The sequence below is a fragment of the Actinokineospora sp. NBRC 105648 genome, assembly GCF_030269645.1.
Taxonomy (GTDB): Bacteria; Actinomycetota; Actinomycetes; order Mycobacteriales; family Pseudonocardiaceae; genus Actinokineospora.
This window is the reverse complement of sequence record NZ_BSTR01000038.1, coordinates 1-21,021: the sequence shown is the minus strand read 5'-3', so window position 1 is coordinate 21,021 and position 21,021 is coordinate 1. Positions and strand designations below refer to the sequence as shown.

The 21,021-nt window shown below is 74.4% G+C and carries 13 protein-coding genes; 4 read left to right on the top strand and 9 right to left on the bottom strand.

Going from position 1 to position 21,021, the window contains the following annotated elements; genetic code table 11:
- Positions 1 to 129: 129 nt before the first annotated feature.
- The 5 genes from QSK30_RS26835 to QSK30_RS26815 are packed head-to-tail and all read right to left on the bottom strand — an operon-like array spanning position 130 to position 13,035.
- Positions 130 to 1,272 carry a glycosyltransferase gene (locus tag QSK30_RS26835; RefSeq protein WP_285506919.1) on the bottom strand — a complete coding sequence of 381 codons (1,143 nt, stop codon included), beginning with the start codon at positions 1,270 to 1,272 and terminating at the stop codon, positions 130 to 132.
- Positions 1,269 to 2,051, bottom strand: coding sequence for an alpha/beta fold hydrolase (locus QSK30_RS26830; protein WP_285506918.1), 783 nt, complete (start codon positions 2,049 to 2,051; stop codon positions 1,269 to 1,271). Before QSK30_RS26830 ends, QSK30_RS26835 begins: the two co-directional genes overlap by 4 nt.
- A gap of 1 nt (position 2,052) precedes the next feature.
- A complete protein-coding gene (locus QSK30_RS26825) occupies positions 2,053 to 2,442 on the bottom strand; it encodes an acyl carrier protein (RefSeq protein ID WP_502871893.1) in 390 nt (129 codons plus the stop codon).
- The gene (locus tag QSK30_RS26820; RefSeq protein ID WP_285506917.1) at positions 2,435 to 6,511 is read right to left on the bottom strand and encodes a beta-ketoacyl synthase N-terminal-like domain-containing protein; all 4,077 of its coding nucleotides are present in this window, start codon (positions 6,509 to 6,511) and stop codon (positions 2,435 to 2,437) included. Before QSK30_RS26820 ends, QSK30_RS26825 begins: the two co-directional genes overlap by 8 nt.
- Positions 6,512 to 6,513: 2 nt before the next feature.
- On the bottom strand, positions 6,514 to 13,035 hold the full coding sequence (locus QSK30_RS26815; protein WP_285506916.1) for a type I polyketide synthase: 6,522 nt from the start codon (positions 13,033 to 13,035) through the stop codon (positions 6,514 to 6,516).
- A 289-nt stretch (positions 13,036 to 13,324) separates the two neighbouring features.
- On the opposite strand from QSK30_RS26815, the gene QSK30_RS26810 reads away from it, so the two are divergent.
- The 4 genes from QSK30_RS26810 (at position 13,325) to QSK30_RS26795 (ending at position 16,686) form a co-directional block, all read left to right on the top strand.
- On the top strand, positions 13,325 to 14,125 hold the full coding sequence (locus tag QSK30_RS26810) for an SDR family oxidoreductase (RefSeq protein ID WP_285506914.1): 801 nt from the start codon (positions 13,325 to 13,327) through the stop codon (positions 14,123 to 14,125).
- 3 nt (positions 14,126 to 14,128) lie between these two features.
- Positions 14,129 to 15,133 (top strand): aldo/keto reductase, encoded by a 1,005-nt coding sequence (locus QSK30_RS26805; RefSeq protein WP_285506912.1) that lies wholly within the window; start codon positions 14,129 to 14,131, stop codon positions 15,131 to 15,133.
- 228 nt (positions 15,134 to 15,361) lie between these two features.
- Positions 15,362 to 16,330, top strand: a complete 969-nt coding sequence (locus QSK30_RS26800) for a LysR family transcriptional regulator (protein ID WP_285506910.1) — start codon at positions 15,362 to 15,364, stop codon at positions 16,328 to 16,330.
- A 56-nt stretch (positions 16,331 to 16,386) separates the two neighbouring features.
- Positions 16,387 to 16,686 (top strand): DUF6191 domain-containing protein, encoded by a 300-nt coding sequence (locus tag QSK30_RS26795; RefSeq protein WP_285506908.1) that lies wholly within the window; start codon positions 16,387 to 16,389, stop codon positions 16,684 to 16,686.
- A gap of 45 nt (positions 16,687 to 16,731) precedes the next feature.
- Here QSK30_RS26795 and QSK30_RS26790 read toward each other — a convergent pair whose 3' ends face one another.
- The 4 genes from QSK30_RS26790 to QSK30_RS26775 form a co-directional block, all read right to left on the bottom strand.
- Entirely contained in the window at positions 16,732 to 17,487 is a 756-nt protein-coding gene (locus QSK30_RS26790) for a Calx-beta domain-containing protein (RefSeq protein WP_285506906.1), read from the bottom strand.
- A 75-nt stretch (positions 17,488 to 17,562) separates the two neighbouring features.
- Positions 17,563 to 19,344 carry a hypothetical protein gene (locus QSK30_RS26785; RefSeq protein WP_285506905.1) on the bottom strand — a complete coding sequence of 594 codons (1,782 nt, stop codon included), beginning with the start codon at positions 19,342 to 19,344 and terminating at the stop codon, positions 17,563 to 17,565.
- Positions 19,345 to 19,448: 104 nt separating this feature from the next.
- Entirely contained in the window at positions 19,449 to 20,069 is a 621-nt protein-coding gene (locus tag QSK30_RS26780) for an L-threonylcarbamoyladenylate synthase (protein WP_285506903.1), read from the bottom strand.
- A gap of 210 nt (positions 20,070 to 20,279) precedes the next feature.
- Entirely contained in the window at positions 20,280 to 20,822 is a 543-nt protein-coding gene (locus tag QSK30_RS26775) for a TlpA disulfide reductase family protein (protein WP_285506901.1), read from the bottom strand.
- Between the last annotated feature and the right edge of the window lie 199 nt (positions 20,823 to 21,021).

Sequence of the window (21,021 nt, the reverse complement as noted above, 5' to 3'; positions counted from 1 at the left end):
CTGTGGTGGGGATGCCCTTCACCCCACGCTTTTCTCCCACCGCGGTGCTCTAGGGGCCCCACACGAAGCGAGTTCACTAGATCGAGCCCCGCTCTTACTCGGGCAACCCATGTGCACGCGCTGCCCACATCACCTGCGCACGGCCCGCAGCAGATCCTCCACATGCGACACCACAGCCTCAGCCCCACCCGCCCGCTCAAACGACCCCCGCACCCGCCCAGCCGCCAACGCATAGGCAGGATCACCAACCACCGTACGCACCGCCCGCGCGATATCGCCCGCCCGAACATGGTCGAACCGAAGCCGCACCCCAGCACCCGCGCCAACCACCTGATCGGCAAGAACAGGCTGATCGTCACGGATCGGCGCGATCACCAACGGCACGCCGTGCGCCAGCGCCTCGCAGACCGTGTTGTGCCCGCCATGGCAGACGACGGCAGCGGCGCGGGTCATCAGCTCCAGTTGCGGAACCGCGGGCACCACAACGGTGTCCGCCACCCCGACAAGGAATCCGCCCGGATCAACCAGCACACCCTGCAACTCAGGCACCTCAGCCAGCGCAAGGGCGCACTCAGCCAGGAACCGGCCACCAGCCTCGGAGTTCGTGGTCCCCAGCGTCACCAACACGATCCGCCCACCCGGGCGCAGCCTGGCCCAGGGAAACAGCACGGGGCGCCGGGGGGCGAGTGACGGGCCGACGAACAGCGGGCCCGCCACCCGGACCGCGGGCTCACCCGCCAGCTCGGCGGTGCTGAACACCACGACCGAGTGCGGTGAGAAGCGCAGGTCGTCCTCACCCTCGACACCGTGGCGGGCCCGCAGGCCGCGCTGCTGCTCGCGCACCCAGTCCGCGATCCGCGGCAGCGCGCCCAGCGGGTCGGACAGCTCGGCCGAGGTGCTCGCCGAGGTCACCCACGGCAGCCCGAGCCGACTCGCCACCAGGGCTCCGGCGAACGCCTGCTGGTCGACCACGAGCAGGTCCGGGCCGAAGTCCTCGACCGCGGCCAGCACCCCGGGCACCATCGCGTCGGCCAGCGGCACCAGGAACCCGGTCCACAGGAAGCGCAGCGCCGCGTAGGCCCGCAGGCCCGCGGGTCGACGCTCCACAGTGGACCCAGCCGGGTACACCCGCTCCCCCACCAGATCGCGCACCACCGGGCACGGACCCACCCAGGCGACCTCGTGCCCGCGGGCCACCGCCGCGGCGGCCACCCCGACCAGCGGGTTGACGTGCCCGGCCAGCGGTGGGACGACGAACAGCAGCCTGCTCACCCGGCGTGCCTGCGCACCCAGTCGACCAGCAGGCCGCGCACGGCGCGGTGCTGCTCGACCAGCACCGAGTGCCCCTGCCCGTCGAAGACGAACAGCTCGCCGCGCGGCATCAGCGCGGTCAGCGCGTCCAGGTCGTCGGACTGGTAGCCGTGCCTGCCCAGGATCGAGAGCACCGGGCAGCCGATCGCGGCCACCTCGGCGGGCGAGAGCATCGGCCCGGTCGGCACCTCCTCGGCCATCGTGGTCGAGCTGATCCGGGCGGCCGCGAGCCGGGCCAGCCGCCGGTGGTGGGCGCCGAAGGTGGCCTCGATCCACTCGAAGTTCTCCTCGACCCCGAGCAGCTCGACGGTCGCGGCCAGGATGCCCGCCATCTTCGCCGCCCAGACCTCGGTGGGCGGCTCCGACTCGATCGAGACCACGCTGCGCACCCGGTCCGGGTGCGCGGCGGCGAAGGCGTAGGCGATGGTGCCGCCGAAGCTGTTGCCCACCAGGTGCACCGGCCGGTCGGGGGCGAGCACCTGCAGCAGCTCGTCGAGGTCGTCGACGAAGTCGCGCAGCGCGTAGCCGCTGACCGGGCGCTCGGACTTGCCGTGCCCGCGCAGGTCGTAGCTGATCACGTCGATGCCCGCGGCGGCGACCGGCGCGGCCAGGGTCAGGTAGAAGCTGGCCAGGCTGTCGGTGCCCATCCCGTGGATGAACACCACCGACTCCGACGGCGCGCCCGCGCCGGGCATCAGCTGGTAGTTCACCCGCAACCCGTTGACCTTCAACTCGGGCACCTCAGCCCTCCCGCACGCGCAGCGCGACGTAGTCGGCGATCTCGCCGACGGTCAGCCCGATCACCTCGTCGAGGTCGAGCTCGGCCAGGTGCTCGGCGAGGTTCACCCGCGGGCCGAACCGCCGGGTGAGCAGCCCGGCCAGGGTCACCAGGTCGATGCTCTCCAGACCGAGCCCCTCGTGGAACGGGGTGTCGTGGCGCACCTGGACGCCCAGGACCTCCAGGTCGTCGCCGACCAGGGTGCCGATCAGCTCGACCACGGCGTCGAACACGCTGGTCGTGACCGTGTCGACCGCCCCTGTGTCGACTGTCCCCGCGTTGATCGCCCCTGTGTCGATTGGCCCGGTGCCGATCGCCGCTGTGTCAATTGCCCCTGTGTCGGTCTCAGTCATGGCCATAGGTCCTCTCCACTCGGGCGGACACCGCGGTCGGACCGCGGTCGGGCGCCAGGGTGACGCGCAGTCCGGGCAGTGACCGGCCGTGGTGCCCGCGCACCGAGAGGCGGTCACCGTCCCCGGTCACCAGGATCTCGGCGGGGAACGCCCGCTCGTCGCCGTGCTCGACCAGCCAGCCGCGCACGGCGTCCTTGACCGCGATCCGGCCGAGCAGCCACGCCCGCTGTTCGCGCGGGGGGACAACCGCGTAGGCCGCGCGCTCGGTCGCGCTGAGGTAGACGCCGACGAACACCTCGCGGGAGGCGACGGTCGTCCACCGGTCCTCGGCCCGCCACCACTCCCCGGGCAGCCGCCGGGACAGCGAGTGGTCGAGCGGGAAGGCGTAGACGCGCTGGTCGGCGCGGTCGCAGTCGAGCCGGATGTCGCGCCAGCCGGTAACCCGCGCCCATACCCGGCCCGCGTGGGTGACCTCGGCGTCCATCTCCAGCGCGGTCGGGTCGGGGGTCCGGGCGGCGGCGACGCAGTCCACCCGGGCGCCCACCGGCGGTGGCGGGCCGTGGAAGGTGATCGCGTCCACCCGCACCGGGAAGGCCAGCACCCGGTCCTCGGTCCGGGTCCGCAGCCAGCAGGCGAGCATCTGGCCGACGTTGTCCAGCACGGCACCGGGCGCGGGCAGCACGTCGATCGAGCAGCTCACCAGGTCGCCGTCGTGCGCGGTGACCCGGGTGAGGCCCTGGAACTGCGGGCCGTGGAACATCCACCGGTCGCCGTAGACCTGTACGGGCGTCACCACCGGGCCCACTGCCGGCCCGGGGGCGGACATGGGATCGGGCGCGGGCGGGTATTCCGCCGCCAGCTCGACGGTCATCGCGGCGCACTCGCCGAGCTGGACCGACACCGGGCCGGCCGCGTGCCGTTCGAGCCTGATCTCCAATGGCCGCGCGGGTTCGGCGAGCGCCCAGCGCAGGAACCGGATGTCGCGCACCGCTACCGCCACCTCCCCCGGCCACGCCGCCTCAGCGGCCCGCTGGGCCCACTCGACGAGTGTGGTGGCGGGGACGACCGGTCTGCGGTCCAGTTCGTCCGGCCAGTCCGCGCGCTGCCGGAAGAAGCGGTGCCCCGCCAGGTAAGGCATGTCCACGAGGGACACCCGGAGCACACTCGTCCGGACCGCGACTGGGTTGTCCACAGTGGATCCAATCGGTGTGGTGAGCCCGACAGGCGAGTCGATCACCGCGGGCGCGGCGGGCCGCCGGACCGACGCGGCTGCCACTACCCGCACAGCGGCGTCGGCCTCGGCGAGCAGCGCGGACAACTCGGCGGCGACCTCCGCGGGCAACCCCGAGGGCAGACCTGAAGGCACAGCGCCCGCGCCAAGCGGCACCCGCCGATCGAGCATCCCGCGCGCGGACTCCTCGACCACGAGCACCGGCGTGCTCACCTTCACCGGAACCCCAACCCGCCCCGGACTGTCCTTTGTCGACTGATTGCTCCTCGGCGGGGCTTGGACGACCGGGTCGAGCGCGGTCAGGTCCGGGTCGGCACCCTCCACCCACAGCGCGGTCGCCAGCCAGCGCAGCTGGGTCAGCCCGGGCTGGGACGCCGAGGCGGCGTTGAGCACCAGGTGCGGGCGCCCGGCCAAGGTGTCGCCGACGAACGAGCCGAGCTGCCCCGGTCCCATGTGGACGAAAACCCGGTACCCGTCGGCGTGCATCGCCTCGACCAGCTCGCGGAAGCGCACCGGGCGCAGCAGGTGGGCCACGGCCAGCGCGCCCAGCTCGGCGGGGTCGTCCGGGTAGCGGGCGGCGGTGGTGGCCGACCACATCGGCAGCGTGGGCGGGCGGGCCCCGTTCGCCGCCATCGCGGTGAGGTAGGGCGCGAGGTACGGGGCCATCATCGGGGTGTGGAAGCCGGTCGAGAACGGCAGCGGCCGGGCGAACACCCCCGCCGACCGGATCCGCGCGGTGAGCCGCCCGATCGCCGCGCGCGGTCCGCACACCACCGTCTGCCGGGGCGCGTTGTCATGGGAGACAACGACTTCCGGCTCCTCGGCGATCCAGCGGGCGGCCTCGTCGACCGAGCAGCCCAGGGCCAGGTAGTCCACCTCGGGCAGCGGGAAGTCGTGCAGCCCGATCCGCGGCCGGTCACCGGAGTACATCCCGGCGACCAGCGCGGCGGTCCACTCGCCGATGCTGTGCCCGGCCAGGCCGTCCGGGCGCACGCCCAGCCGGGCCAGGGCGCGCTCGAGCAGCAGCCCCACCTCGGCCGCCGCGGCGGCGCGGCCGGGCACCGTGCCGGTGTCGCTCGGCGGCGGCGGTTCGCCCAGGCGGGCGGCGACGTCGTCGACCCGCGGCGCGAAGTCGGCCTCCAGGCCGGGGAAGACGAACGCGGTCTTGGCCCCTGGCTCGCGCAGCAGCGGCACGCCGGTGAACCACACGCCACCCGAGCCCCAGGTCCAGTCCGGCTGCCCGGCCCTGGCCAGGACCCGGCGGGCCACCGAGAGCCTGCGCTCGGTCGGGTCCACGACGCCCAGCCGGTAGCGGCCGATGAGCCGGTCGGTGGGCTGCTCGACGAGCAGTCGGGACAGCTCGGCCGGGTCGTCCGCGGCCAGCCGCAGGACCCGCTCGGGTTCGGCCACCCGCACCGGCGAACGGGGTGGTGCGGGGCGGTCCTGCTCGATGACCACGTGCGCGTTGATACCGCCGAACCCGAACGCGTTGACCGCCGCGCGCCGCGGTCCGACACCCTCCCACGGCTTGGCCGCGTCGAGGGTGCGGAACCGGGTCGCCGCCAGCAGCGGGTTCGGGTCGGCGCAGTGCAGGGTGGGCAGCAGGACGCCGTGGTGGACCGCGAGCGCGGCCTTGATCAGGCTGGCGATGCCCGCGGCGGGCATCGTGTGGCCGATCATCGACTTGACCGACCCGATCACCGCCGACGCGCCCGGCGGCGCGCCGAACACCTCACCCAGGGCGGTCAGCTCCGCGGCGTCGCCGACCGGGGTGCCGGTGCTGTGCGCCTCGACCAGGCCGACCGAGTCCGCGGCGGTCGGGTCCAGGCCAGCCGCCGCCCAGGCCCGGCGCAGCGCGCCCACCTGGCCGCTGGCGTCGGGGTTGAACAGGCTCTGCGTGCGGCCGTCGCTGGCGGTGCCCACGCCGCGGATCACCGCGTACACGCGGTCGCCGTCGCGGTGGGCGTCGGCGAGCCTGCGCAGCACCACGAAACCGGCGCCCTCACCGATCAGCAACCCGTCGGCGTCCCGGGACAGCGGCGCGATGCGCTCGGTGGGCGAGAGCGCGCGCAACTGGCTGAACACCGCCCAGAACGCCTCGTCGTGGCCCTGGTAGACCCCGCCCGCCAACACCGTGTCGCAGCGGTGGCCCGCCAGTTCACCGACCGCTTGGTCGACGGCCAGCAGCGAGGACGCGCACGCGGCGTCCACGGTGTAGGCCGGGCCGCGCAGGTCCAGCCGGTTGGCGACCCGGGACGCGGCCAGGTTCGGCACCAGGTTGATCTCCGAGCCCGGCTGCGCGGGTCCTAGCGGGTCCAGCAGCGCCCGGCTCACCCGGGCCAGCTCGGCCGCCGGGAGCGACGGGCTCAGCTCGGCCAGCACCCGCACGATCTGGCGGATCGCGCGGACCCGGTGGTCGAAGCGGACCATCCGCGGGCCGCCGTAGCCGCCGCGGCCGAGGATCACCCCGATCCGGGCGCGGTCGCCGAGACCGGGCAGGCCACCGGCGTCGGCGACCGCGGCGGCGGCTACCCGCAGCGTGAGCAGCTGGTCGGGCTCGATGCTGTCGACCGAGTTGGGCATGATGCCCAGCCCGGCGGCGTCGACGGTGAACGGGTCGAGGAAACCGCCGCGGTGGCAGTAGGTGCGGTCGGGCGGCACCGGGGCGTGCGGGTCGGCCACCTCGGCGTGGAAGACCGGGTCGCGCCGCTCGGGCGGGATCACCGTGATGGCGTCGTACCCGGTGCGCAGGTTGTGCCAGTAGGTGTCCAGGTCGGGGGCGCCGGGCAGCATCACCGCCATCCCGACGACGGCCACCGGCTCGCGCGAGGGCCGCATCGTCACACCCACGCCGTGTAGACGACCGCGCGGGTGTCCCGGCCGCCGTGGGCCAGCTCGCGCAGCAGGCACGCGGTGCCCGCCGCCGGGTCGATCAACCGGACGCCGCGCCGGTCGAGGTCCCTGGCCAGCTCGGCGGAGACCATCCCGCCGTGCTCGGCGGTGGGCGCCCACGGTCCCCAGTGGACGGTCAGCACCCGGCAGCCGGTGCGCTCGGCGAACCGGGCGCCCAGCGTCTCCAGCGCGTCGTTGCCCGCGGCGTAGTCGGTCTGGCCGCGGTTGCCGAACACGGCCGAGACGCTGCCGAAGAAGGTGGTGAACGCGGGCCGCACGCCCGCCTCGTCGAGCCCGTCGAGCAGCGCCCGCGCCCCGTCGGCCTTGGTGGAGAACACCCGGCGGAAGGACTCGTCGCCCTTCTCCAGCATCAACCGGTCGTCGAGGACCCCCGAGGCGTAGACGACCCCGTCGAGCCTGCCGTGCCGGGTGTGGACGTCCTTGACCAGCTGGCGCACGGCGGCCCCGTCGCGCACGTCGAGCGAGCGGTAGTCGACCTGCCCGCCCGCGGCGCGCACGGCCGCCAGGGTCCCGGCGACCTCGCGCTGGGCCAGGATGGCGCGCACCGCGCGCTCGACCTCGGGCAGCGGCCTGCCCTCGGCGGCCAGCGCTTGGCGCAGCCGGTGCTCGTCGGCGTCGGCCAGTTCGGGCGGCAGCACGGTCTCCGGCGGCCACGGCGTGCGGCCCGCGAGCTCGATGTGGCAGCCCACGGCGCCCGCGAGGGCGGCGCTGAACCGGGCGGTGATGCCGCGGGCGCCGCCGAGGACGAGGACCACCGAGTCGCGGTCGAGACCGAGTGGGCCGTCGGCGGGTGCGGTCTCCGGCAGCGCGGCCTCGACGACGTCGAAGGCGAACCGGTCGGCGCCGGTGTACCGGACCACGGGCCGGGCGCCGGTGTCGGCCAGTTCCGCGGCCAGCACGTCGGCCAGCGCGCCGGGCTCGAGGTCCGGGGCCACCTCGACCAGGCGGGTCACCAGATCCGGGTGCTCGTGGTTGACCGCGCGGACCAAGCCGCGCAGTCCCGCGGCGTGCACCGGTGCCAAGCCGGACTCGTGCGGTGCCACTACCAGCAGCGTGCGCGCGCCCGCGGTCACCGCGTCGCGCAGTGTGGCGAACACCTGCGGCGCCAACGGGTCGTCGGCCGGGGTGAGCGGGGTGAGCAGGATGACGGTGTCCGGGCCGTCCTCGACCGGGATCGCCTCGTACAGCGACAACATGGACCGCACGGCCGCCGCGTGTTCCGAGCGGGCGGGGTCGTGCACGACGCGCACCCGCCTACCGATCAGGTCGGGCACACCCGCGACGGGCGCGGGCACCGCCCGTGGCAGGAACCGCCGCGGTGGCACGCCCGCGATCTGCCGCCCCTGGACGGGAGCGGGTGGCGCGGTCGCCACCCCAAGCCGCACCTCGAGCCAGTCCGCCATGGCCTGGGCGCTGCGCCTGCGGTGCAGCTCGTCGTCGACGGTGTCCTGCGCGCTGACGCCCAGCCGGGCCATCAGGGTGCCCGCGATCTCGGTGCGCTTGATCGAGTCGATGGACAGGTCGGCCTCCAGGTCGAGGTCGCCGTCGATCATCTCCGGCGGGTAGCCGGTGCGGGCGCTGATCACCTCGACCACCGCGGCCAGCACGTCGGCGGGCGGCTCGACGACCACCGGCTCGGGCGCGCGGGCGGGCACCTCGGACGTGTCGATCGGCTCGGGCTCGGGGACGATCACCGGCGCGGCGGCGATCATGGCGGGCACCGCCGCGGGGGCGGGCAGCGGGCCCGCGGTGGCCACGTGGCCGAGGTAGCCGAGCAGCACGTCGCGCTGCGCGGTGACCATCTCGCGGTTGGTCCGCAGGAAGGCGGCCACCACGTGGTCGCGCTCGGTGGGGGTGTCCGGTGACATCGGGGACCTCGTGATTCGTCGGGCGGGGACCAGTGCCCCGGGCGGGATGGTGCCGTCGGCGCGGCGGACCAGCTGGCCGTCGACCGTCCACGGGGCCGGGGCGGTCGGCACCCGGCCCCGGCCGCGGACCAGCCAGTCGGGGTCGAGGTCCACCCCGGCCGCCGCCAGCCGGGCCAGCGCGGTCAGGAACCCGCGCAGCCCGGGGGCCCCGGGGTCGCAGGCCAGCGCGGTGTGCGGGTCGGCGCCGAGAACCGCGCCGACCAGCCCGGTGAGCACCGAGCCGGGGCCGACCTCGACAAAGGTCCTGGCGCCCGCGGCGTGCATGGCGCGCACCTGCTCGACGAACCGCACCGGCGCCGCCAGCTGCGCCGCGAGCTCGGCCCGGACGTCCGAAGTGGACGAATAGGCGGCCGCGGTCCGGTTGGCGTACACCGGGAGCCGGGGCGGGCGCACGTCCTCGTCGGCGAGCACGGCGGCGAACAGACCGGCGGCGGGGGCCACGACCGCGCTGTGGAACGCGCACGCGACCGGGATCCGCTTGGCGGACAAGCCTTCCGCGCGCAGTCTGGCCACGGCGTCGGCGACCCGCTCGGTCGGGCCCGACAGCACGATCTGCTCAGGGCCGTTGTGGTTGGCCAGTACGACGTCCCCGTCGAGCCCCCAGTCGCCCAGCAGCGCGGACACCACGTCCGCCGCCGCGCGCACCGCGGCCATCGCACCCGGCTCGGCGCCCGCCGCGGTGGTGATCGCCTCGGCGCGCCGGGTGCTGAGCCGGAGCAGGGTGGGGCGGTCGAAGGCGCCGCCGACCGAGAGGGCGACCAGCTCGCCGTAGCTGTGCCCGCCGAGCAGGTCGGGGCGGACGCCGACCCGGTCCAGCAGCTCGGCGACCGCGGTGGCGGCCAGGCCGAGGGCGGGCTGGGCGGCCCGGGTGTCGCGCAGCGCGTCGTCCTGCTCGGTGGTGGTCTCGGGGTCGAACGCGGTCGGCGGGAAGGCCACCGCGGCGGCCGGGTCGTCGAGGCCGGACCGCAGGTCGGGGAAGGCGACGAACAGGTCGGCGAGCATGCCGGTGCGCTGGCTCCCCTGGCCGGGGAACAGGAACGCGATCTTGCCGGGGTCTGCGTCGGGGTCGGCGGTGAACAGCGCGCGGTCCCGGCCACCGGCGAGGGCCGCGCGCAACGCCGACGACAGCTCGGCGTGGTCGCGGGCCACGATGGCGTGCCGCACCGGCTCGGTGCGCGACCAGCCCGCCGCCAGGACGGCCAGGTCGGTCAGCGTGTGCGGCTCGTCGGTCAGCGCCAACAGGTCCCGCACCGCGGCCTCGGAGCGCAGCAGGAACAGCTCGGCGTCCCAGTCGCGCAGCGCGTGCCGCTCCAGCGGACCACTGGGGCCGGCGGTCAGCACGGCGTGGAAGTTGGTGCCACCGAAGCCGAACGCGCTCACCCCGGCCGTGCGCGCGCCGCGCGGGGTGAGCCACGGCCGCGCCGCGGTGCTGAAGGTGAACGGGCTGCGCCGCCGGTCCCAGACCTCGATCGGCTCGGCCACGTGCAGCGTGGGCGGGACGACCCCGTGCCACAGCGCCAGCGCGGCCTTGATCAGCCCGGCCAGCCCGGCCGCGCACTTGGTGTGCCCGACCTGGCTCTTGACCGAGCCCAGCGCGCAGGTCCCCGGCCGGGCGCCCGCGGCGACGAAGAAGTCGGTCAGCGAGGTCAGCTCCGTGCTGTCGCCCACGACGGTGCCGGTGCCGTGCGCCTCGACCAGTTCGACCGCGGCCGGGGACACGCCCGCGGCCACGTAGGCCCGTTCCATCGCGCGCCGCTGACCCTCCGGGCGCGGGGCGGTCAGCCCCAGCGAGCGGCCGTCGCTGGCCACGCCCACGCCGCGGACCACCGCGTAGACCCGGTCGCCGTCGCGCTCGGCGTCGTCGAGGCGCTTGAGCACCACGCAGGCCACGCCCTCGCCGAGGGCGATCCCGTCGGCGCCGCGGTCGAACGGCCTGCACCGGCCGGTCGGCGAGAGTGCGCGGGCGGAGGCGAACATCAGGTAGTCGTTGATGCCGTTGTGCAGGTCGACCGCCCCGCACAGCATCAGGTCGCTGCTGCCCCGGGCCAGGTCCCGGCAGGCCAGGTCGAGCGCGGCCAGCGACGAGCCGCAGGCCGCGTCGACGGTGTAGTTGGCGCCGCCGAGGTCGAGGCGGTTGGCGATCCGGCCGGAGATGACGTTGGTGAGGGTGCCCGGGAAGGTGTCCTCGGTCGGTGTCGGCAGCAGCGCGCGCAGCTCCTCGGGCACCTCGCCCAGGAAGGACGGCAGCAGCGCGCGCACCACGGTGGCGCTGGTGAGGTCGCCGCCCGCCTCCGCGCCGAAGATCACGCCCGCGCGCTCCCGGTCGAAGGCGCGGTCGAGGTAGCCCGCGTCGACCAGCGCGCGGCGGGCCACCTCCAGCGAGAGCAGCTGGGCCGGGTCGATGCTGCCCATCGACGCGGGCGGGATGCCGAAGGACATCGGGTCGAACGGGACCGGGGGCAGGAACCCGCCCCACTTCGACGGCGTGGTCCCGGGTTCGCCGCTGGCCCGGAAGTACACCTCCGGGTCCCAGCGCTCCGCCGGGACCTCGGTCACCTCGTCGAGCCCGCGCAGCACGGTCGACCAGAACGCCGCGAGGTCCGGCGCGCCGGGGAACACGCACGCCATCCCGACGATCGCGACCGGCACCGCGGGCTCCTCGACCCGCTCGCGCACCTCGGTGTGAGCCGGGGAACCCTTGGCGCGCAACAACTCCGCCGCGCCCTCGGTGACCGCGCGGTGCAGCGCGGCGATGTCGGTGCGCTCGGTGCGCAGCACAGCCGCCTGGCCGACCATGTACATGCCCTCGGCCAGCTGCCCGTCCTCGTCGACCGCGACCAGCTCGGCGCCGTCGCGGCGAAGTCCCTTGCTGGCGATGCGCAGCCTGCCGACGTTGAGCTCCTCCAGCGCCAGCCAGCGGTCCCTGGCGGAGACCCGGCGCTCGGCCAGGTCGGCGGCGACGGCCTCGAACTGGTCCACGAACGGGCTGGGCAGGCAGCGGGTCTGGTGCCCGGGCGCGGTGCGCACGGTGACCGTGCGCTCGGCGGCCATGACCTCGCGCTGGTACTTGCCGGTGATCGCCCCGTGCGCGACGGCCTCGTCGGTGAACAGGTACGCGGTGCCCATCAGCACCCCGACGCCCGCGCCGCGCCGGGCCACCGGGGCGGCCATCGCCGCGACGACGGCGGCGGAGACCGCGTCGTGCACTCCGCCGGCGAACAAGATCTCGACGTCCGAGACATCCGCGCGGTCGGCCAGCACCGCCAACTGCGCCTCCCACAGGGAGAAGCTGGTGCGCGGACCGATGTGCCCGCCGCACTCGGCGCCCTCGAAGACGAACCGCCGGACGCCCTGGTCGAGGTACTGCCCGAGCAGCGTCGGCGAAGGCACGTGCAGGTACGCGGCGATGCCGTCGGCCTCGAGCGCGGCGGCCTGCCCAGGAGTTCCGCCCGCGACCAGGACGCTGCGCGGGCGCGCCGCGCGGATGGCGGCCAACTGCGCGGCGCGCAGCTCCTCGGTGACGAACCCGAGGATCCCCGCGCCCCACGGGCGGTCACCGAGCAGGTCGGAGGTCTCGCGCAGCAGCCGCTCGGTGCGCGGGCCGTCGGCCAGCGCCACCGCGACGTAGGGCATGGCGCCCTGTTCGGCCACCGCCAGGGCGAACCCCGGCTGGTCGCTGACCCGGGTCATCGGCCCCTGCGCGATCGCGCGCTCGACGCCGAGCGTGCGGCACAGCGGCGCGCCCTGGACGCGCGGGTCGACATCGGCGCCTGCCGTGGCGAGGGCTTGCGCGATCCCGCGGACCAGCGCCTCGGCGGAGTCGTGGCGGCTCGCCAGCACGGCGGCCAGGTGCGCGTCCTCGCCGAGCGGGAGGTCGGTGCCGCGCAGCACCCGGTGGCCCGCGCGGAGTTCGGTCTCCGGGCCGTCCACCGCGGTGAGCCGGGCGCGGAGCGCGGGCGGGAGGTCGCTCTCGTCGAAGAGCCCGAGCTGGCTGTCCAGCACGACCCCGGCCGCGCCCGCGGCGACCGCGCCGAGCGCGGTGTGCGGGCCGATCCCGCCGCGCACCCAGACCGGCGCGCCCAACCCCAGGAGCTGTTGCAGCAGCACGAAGGCGGTCAGCTCGCCGACCGCGCCCGCCGCCTCGCTGCCCACGGCAACGACCCCGTGCGCGCCGGCGTCGAGTGCGGCGCGCGCCTGGGCGACGTCGGTCACCTCGACCAGCACCGGCGACACGGCGGCGGTCGCGGACACCGACCACGGCGCGTCCGGCCCGAGCAGGACCAGCTCCACCCCGTGGGCGGGCAGGTCCGCGGCGTCGAGCGGGCACCCGGGGCGCACCCGCGCGCCGATCCGGTCGGTCAACCCGGCCGCGCGGGACAGCACCGCGCGGGCGTCCGCGCCCAGGTCGAGGACCCCGATCCCGCCGCCCCGGCACACCGCCGCGGCCAGCCGCGGGTCGGGCACGTCGAAGGGGCTCGTCCCGAGCACGCGCCACCGGGCGCCGACCTGCGCGTCGGACATCGCGCCTCCAGTTCTCCGTGAGCCTGTGGTCCGGCCGGGTAATCACACGGCCATTTCCAGGAAATGTGAACAATGTGAACGCCCGCACCGGCGGTGGTACCGACAATGCCTGCGACAACGCGCCATCCGCCATATTCCGAAAATGGCCTTGAGCGTCCCTTGAGCGAGATTTCAGCCGGCCCACCCGGGCCCGGATCCCGTGTTAGCGTCGAGTCGGCCGGGAATTCACCGATGCCATTTTTCACAGATCCGGCGAACCCGGCGGCACCGGGACAACGGGAGCGAACTCATGGAACTCACCGGTCGGGTGGCGGTGCTCACCGGCGCGGGGCACGGGATCGGCGCGGCGATGGCCCGGCGCTTCGGCGCCGCCGGGGCGCGCGGGATCGTCGTGTCCGACCTCGACGGCGCGGCCGCCGAGGAGGTGGCCGAGTCGATCAACCACGCGGGCGGGCGGGCGGTGGGCCTGCGGGTGGACGCCGCGGCCAAGGACGACCTGCGGGCGCTGGTCGAGCTCGCGGTCGAGCGCTACGGCGGCCTGGACGTGTTCTGCTCCAACGCGGGCATCGCCTACGGCGTCGGGGTGTACGCCGAAGACGAGCGCTGGCAGCACTCCTTCGCGCTCAACGTGCTCCAGCACGTGCACGCCGCACAGGTCGCGCTGCCCACGATGTTGCGCGCGCGCAACGGTTACCTGGTGATCACCGCTTCCAGCGCGGGCCTGCTCACGCTGCCCGGCGACGCGCCCTACTCGGTCACCAAGCACGCCGCGGTGGCGCTGGCCGAGTGGCTCGCGCTGACCTACCACACCCGCGGGATCAAGGTCAGCGCGCTGTGCCCGCTGGGCGTGCGCACCCCGTTCCTGTTCGACGGCGTCGACGCGGGCCACCCCGCCGCCGCCGCGGTACTGGCCATGGGGCCGCTGATCGAGCCGGAGGACGTGGCCGAGGCGGTCGTCTCGGCGATGGCCGAGGAGCGGCTGCTGATCCTGCCGCACCCGAGCGCGGGCGAGACCTACGCGCGCAAGGCCGCGTCCCCGGACGAGTGGATCCGCGAGACGCTGGCCGCGCTGCCGAACGGGAAGGGATGACCTGTGCAGTACCGGAACCTGGGCCGCAGCGGCCTGGTGGTCAGCGAGATCGGCTACGGCAACTGGCTCACCCACGACGCCGCGGGTGCCGAGGCGTGCGTGCGGGCCGCGGTCGAGGAGGGCGTGACCCTGTTCCACACCGCCGCGGCGTGGGGCCGCGGCGCGGCGGAGACGGCGCTGGCGCGCGCGCTCGCGGGCACACCGCGGGACTCGATCGTGCTCAGCACCGGGGTGTTCTGGCCCGAGGAGGACGCGCCGAGCCAGGGCAGGCTCAGCCGCAAGAGCCTGTTCGCCTCGCTGCACGCCTCACTGCGCCGACTTGGTACAGACCACGTGGATCTGTACCACCTGCTGCGTTTCGACTACCAGACCCCGCTGGAGGAGACCTTCCTGGCCCTGTCCGACCTGGTGCGCCAGGGGAAGGTGCACTACGTCGCCACCGCGGAGTGGACCGCCGAGCAGATCCAGCACGCGGCCGGGCTGGCCGAGCGGCACCGGGTGCCGCTGGTGGGCAACCAGCCGCAGTACTCGATGCTCTGGCGGGTACCGGAAGCGCAGGTGCTCCCGGCCTGCGAGCGGTTGGGCATCGGGCAGCTGGCGGCGGTGTCGATGGCCCAGGGACTGCTCGCCGGGCGCTACAGCGACGGGCGGGTGCCGACCGACTCCCGGGCCGCGGGCGGGGAACTGGCCCGCGCGCTGGTCTGGCCGCTGCTGCACGACGAGCTGCTGGGCCGGATCGAGCCGCTGCGCGGGGTCGCCGAGCACAGCGGGCTCACCATGGCCCAGCTGGCGCTGGCCTGGGTGCTGCAGAACCGGTTGGTGGGCACGGTGATCGCGGGCGCCTCCCGACCGGAGCAGGTGCGCGAGAACGCGCGCGCGGCCGGGGTCGTGCTCGACCTCGACGTGCTCAGCCAGGTCGACCAGCTATTGGGAAGTTTCGTGCAAACCGACCCAAGGCTGACATTCACCCCACCGCAATATCGGACAATGGATCACGTGGCACTATAGACATCCGCTATGCAACATTGGGATAGGCCAGCCACCGCGGCCCACACCATAATGGTGCGGCGGTCCGACCGGCCGCGTTTTCCCTGCTGCGAACGGCGAAATCGCCTACCGCCCGTCCGGCGCGCACACACGGACGGGGTGTCCCCGGGCGGTCCGCCGTTCCGACCGGGCGCGTCGCGGCACCTGGCGACGCAGGCTTCGCGCCCGCCCTGCGGACGGAGACAACACATGGAGGTCGAGATCCGCCACCTGCGCGTGATCGTGGCCATCGCGGAGTCGGGCAGCCTCAACCGGGCGGCCAAGGTGCTCGGCCTGTCCCAACCGGGGCTGACCGGGCAGCTCCAGCGCATCGAGAACAGCCTGGGCGGCCAGCTGTTCTTCCGCGCCGAACGCGGGTCGAGCCCGACCCCGTTCGGGCACAACGTGCTCACCGAGGCGCGCGCGGTGCTGCGCGGGCTGCAGGGCATCCGGCGGCGGGCCGAGACCCAGTCCCGGCTCACCGGCGCCGCGCCGCTGCGGCTGGGCGGCTACGGCGGTTTCCTGCACATCGAGCTGAGCCGGTGGCTGGCGGGCCGGGACTGGGCGCCCGGGGTGCGGCTGACCGAGGAGACCGACCCGCAGTGCAGCGCCGACATGGTCGCCAACGGGATCCTGGACCTGGCGATGGTCTACGAGTGGCCCGGCTTCGGCGTCCGGCTCGGCGACGAGGTGCACAGCGTGGTGATCGTGCCCGCCGAGCCGGTGCTGGTGATGCTCTCCCCCGACCACGCCCTGGCCCAGGAGCGCGAGATCCGGCTGGAGGCGCTGGCCGAGTACCCGTGGGTGGACGAGCCGCCGGGGATGAGCCAGTGGCCCAGCTACCTGAGCCAGGTGTGCAACCGGGTGGGGGTGTCGATGGACCAGCAGCACGAGGTGCTCTTCTCCCCCACCGCGCAGGAACTGGTCTCGACCGGCGTGGCGGTGGCGCCCGCGCTGGCCACCGGGCAGGACAGACCGGGCAGGCTCCGGCTGCGCGGCCTGGCGGGCAACCCGCTGCGGCAGTGCCTGCGGCTGGTCTACTGCCCGCGCAGCGTGGTCGCCGAGCACGTCGAGGAGATCTGCGCCCAGCTCGTCCGGACCTACCAGCGGCGCGGGGCGAACGAGTACTTCCAGCGCTGGTGGGCCGACGAGGGCAGGCACACCACGCCGACGTTCTAGCACACTCCACTGTGGTCTCGCGGGAACCCGGCGGTCCGGACCGGCGTTCCGCGGGTATGGATTCGGTGGAGGCGGTGCTGACCTGGAGCATCCCGGGCGGCGTGCTGGCGATGGTGGCGGTGGGCACGGTGGAGCTCGCGCGGTCCAAGCGCCGCGGCCGGGCGGGGGCGGCCCCGTTGACCTCCACCTACGTCAACGAGTTCACCGCGCTGTTCTACGGCACCAAGCGGACGGAGCTCGACCACCGCGACTCCACGTCGATGATGCGCGAGGAGGACGCCCAGGGCGAGCGCCCGTGGCTGGGCGAGGACCTGGAGCGCGGCATCGTCCTGCCCCGGCGCCGCACCGAGGACTGAGCGGGTGGCGCCCGGACCGGCGGTCCGAGCGCCACCCGCGAACCCTCAGTGGGACTTGACCGTCACCGGGACCTTGGACAGGCCCAGCGTGCCCGCGGACGGGTTGAAGATCTCCACCAGGAACTGCTCGTCCGGCAACGTCGGGTCGGTGATCAGCCGCACCGTGGCCACGCCCTTGGTCGAGCCGGTCGGGATGGTGATGATCCCGTCGCGGACCGGGTAGTAGCCCGGCTTGTTCGGACCCTGCTGGATCGTGCGGTAGTGCACCGTGATCGGCGCCCGCGCCGGGGTCGAGGTGTGCACCCCGAGCTCCACCACACCCTGCGACCGCCAGCAGATCTTGCCGCCGTCCAGCGAGGTCTCCACCGGCGGCAGGTCGTCGTCGACGACCTGCCCGCGACCCTTCTCCCGGGCGATCACCAGGTTCTGCGGGTTGGCCAGCCGCAGCGTGAACGCCTCCTCCGGCTCGGCCGCGGCGTCCCGGACCACGCCCACCACGACCTGCTGGGCCGCGGTGGACGCGGTCCAGTGCAGGGTGCCGGTGGCGGGCACCAGGTCGGCGGGCGCCGTCGTCACGTGCTCGGTCACGTAGTCCACCGACCCGGTCGCGGCGCACCCGGTCGCCACGGCCACCGAGACGGTGAAGGCGAACCCGGTCGTGCCCGATCCGGTGCCCTCGTACTGCCGGTAGTCCCCGACCGAGACCTCGGCGGGCCCGCAGGCCGTCGCCGAACCCACGACCGCGGGCGCCACCGGCAGCGCGGCGGCCAGTACCGCCGCGGCGAGCAACACAGCCCTCATCGACCAACCCTCTTTCGTCAACCGCCCCTGGGTCTGCGTAGCGCATCCCGGTTGTGGATCGGTTGTGGCCGGGGCTCAGCCGAGCTCGCGGCCCAGCCGGAGGGCGTCGTCGCTGACCCGCTTCATCTCGGCGCGGTGGGCGGCCAGGTCGGGCTTGCGGTCGGCGCTGTCGGACTCGGCGATGACCACGTCCCGGTCGAACGAGGTGGCCGCGAACCCGCCCTGGCTGAGCCGGTCCAGACCGGGCACGCTGACCCGCCGCTCGCGGACCAGGTCGTTGACGCTGCCGGTCGCGTCCTGGCGGGCCAGCAGCTCCAGCCGCTCGGCGCTGGAGCGGTCGGGCATGCGGATCACCGCGATCGCGGTGTGCACCGTGCGACCATCGTCGGTGACGGTGAGGAAGACCGCGCGGGAGAGCTGCCTGCACGGGGTGTCGGTGAGGAACTGCTTGACCTCGCCGTAGGCGTGCGCGGCGCAATCGCTGTCGCGCAACGGCTCGGCGGTCTCGCCCATCCGCTGGAACAGGTAGGCGCCCTCCGGCCGCGGTCGGACCGGCGGCGGCTCGTCACCGGAGGTCAGCCACGCGACGAGCGCGGCCACCAACGCGGCGACCAGCACGGCCGCGGCGGGCAACAGCCAGCGCGGCCGGGTCTTCTTCGCGGGCGGGTCCTCGGGCTGGTCGGTGGACGGTTCGGGCTGGGGCTCGCGTGGCGGCTCCACCGGTCTGAGCGACTGGAGGGTCGACCGGGCAAGCGGCGGCGGCGCGTCCACGACGGTGGGCAGCTCGGTGGTCTGCCGCGACCGGGTGAACCCCAGCCCCGGGCGCCGACCGGCTCCCGCCTCGACGACGGCGGTCTGCCTGGCCGCGGACACACTGCCCGGCACTGACGGGCCGACGAGCGCGGCCGGCTCCGCCTGTCCGATCTCGGCGCCTCCCGCGCCTGGCGCCCGTCCGGCAGCGCGCTCAGCAACCGACTCGGCGGCCGTCCCACGCGGCGGTCGCTTGGGCAGCCCGCCCGGCGCGATCCCGGAATCCTGAGCCGCAGACCGCGGCACCACAGTGGACTGACCCGGCTGCGGGGGCACAGCCACAGGCGCCACCCCGGACAGCTGAACCTGCGCTGACCCGGCCACCTGCCCACCCCACGACGGCACCACAGTCGATGGCACAGCAGTCGATGGCACAGCGGTCGGCTGCGGCACCGCCCCGAACTGATCGGCTGGCCGCGGCCCGGCCTCCGGCTCACCGTCCGGCAGCACAGCGGCCTGAACCGACTGCGAATTCACCCCGAACCGCCCCGGTCCGGCCACCTGCCCACCCTGCGACGGCACCACAGTCGATTGCGGCACGGCCCCCAACGGGTCGGCCAACGGCCGCCCGGCCTCCTGGTCGCCCCACGACGACACCGCGGTCGGCTGCGACACCGACCCGGGGCGGTCGGTCGCCGGCGGGCCGGCCACCTGCTCGTCCGCGGGCGGCGGCGCGACGGCGTGGACCGATCGCGGCAGGAGTTCGAGCTGCTCGGTCTGGAAGGCCTGCGGCGCCTGGGTGACCTGTTCGCCCCGCGGCGGGGGTGCGGTGGCCCGGGTTGTCCGCGGCGCGTGCCCGAGCTGCTCGGGCTGCCGCGGTCGAGCCGCCTGCCCGGCGTGCGGCGGCGGCGTGTGGTCCGGCGGCGCGGCCCGGTCGGCTCGTACCTGGTCCGGTACCGGTGGCGCCGCGCTCTTGGGCGCCCAGGGCAGCCGGTCGGGCAGGGCGCTCACGATCATGGCGGGCGCCGCTGCCTGCTCCTCCGGTCGCGGGGGGAACTTCGGCGTCTCGCGCAACGGCCGATCGGGTGAAGGTTGGGTGTCCGACACGCGGCAGACAGTAGCGTAATCCGCTCGTTATACAGTCATCGTGTCGATCGACACACGATGCAACCCGAACGGCGGTTGAGTTCCTCCGGCCGGAGCGCGCCCGATCACTCGAATCGAGTGGTGTCACCGGCTCCGTACCGGATGATCTCCGGCTCGCCGTCCGAGAAGTCGATCACCGTGGTGGGTACCGTACCGCACTCGCCGGAGTCGATGACCGCGTCGACCACGTGGTCGAGCGCCTCTTTGATCTCCCAGCCGGACACCATCGGCTCGGCCTCGCCGGGCAGCAGCAGCGTGCTCGACAGCATCGGCTCCCCCAGCTCCGCCAGCAGGGCCTGGGCCACCACGTGGTCGGGGATGCGCACCCCCACGGTCTTCTTCTTGGGGTGCAGCAGCCTGCGCGGCACCTCGCGGGAGGCGGGCAGGATGAAGGTGTAGCTCCCCGGGGTCGCGGCCTTGATCGCCCGGAACACCGCGTTGTCGAGGTGCACGAACTGCCCCAGCTGGGCGAAGTCCTGACACATCAGGGTGAAGTGGTGCCGGTCGTCGAGTGATCGGATGGCCCGGATCCGGTCGATGCCGTCCCGGTTCCCCAGCGCGCACCCCAGCGCGTAGCAGGAGTCGGTGGGGTAGGCGATGAGCCCACCGTCGCGCACCAGCTCGACCGCCTGGCCGATGGACCGCCGCTGCGGGTTGTCCGGGTGCACGTCGAAGTACCTGGCCATGGGCGGAGTCTACGGACCACCGCGACCGGTGGTCCGATCAGCTCAGCTCCGACCACTCCGGCCCAGCCGACTCGGCCCAGCCGGCCCGACCCGATCGACTCGACCCATCGACCAGCCGACTCGGCCCGATCAGCCCGCGCCAGTCGGCCCAGCCCGACCGACTCGGCCCCGCCCAGCCCGACCGGCTCGGCCAGGTGAGTCCGGCCCGGGTCAGGTCTCCGCCGCTACCCGGCGCACCACCGGGACCAGGTCGGTCCGCAGCAGGTCGCCGAGGAAGACCGCGGCCACCCGGTGCCGCCGGTCGAGCACCACGGTGCCCGGGACCGTCACGCCCCGGTACTCGCCCAGCTTGAGCAGGGTCCGGGCGGGCGGGTCGTAGATCGACGGGTACGGCACCCGCCGGTCCCGCGCGAAGTCCTCGGCGTAGCCCCGGTCGTTGTCGCGCACATCGATGCCGAGGAACCCCACCGGCAGGTCCGCCGTCTCGTCGTGCGCGGCGATCAACTCCGGTGTCTCCGCACGGCACGGTCCGCACCAGGCGCCCCAGACGTTGAGCACGACGACCTGGCCCGCGAAGTCGGACAGCGAGACCGTGGCACCGGGTTCGAGCAGGCTCTCACCGCTCAGGCCCTCGATCGCGATCCGGTCCCGGACCGGGATCTCCGCCCCGTTGACGGGAACCGGCTCGGCGCCCGACGACGAACACGCGGCGAGCGCGAGCGCCAGGCACACACCGATCAGTCGCGCACGCAAGCGGTCCCCTTCCCGCGCGTGATCTTACCGAGCGCCGGTCCCCCACCGCGGCGGCTAGGCCGTGTTTCAGATGTGGCGTAGCCAGATGTTGATCGTGGCGATGTGGATGGTGGCCTGGTCGTGCAGGGCGAGTTTGTCGTAGCGGGTGGCGACCGCCCGGTGTTGTTTGAGCAGGTTGATGCCGTATTCCACGGCGTGG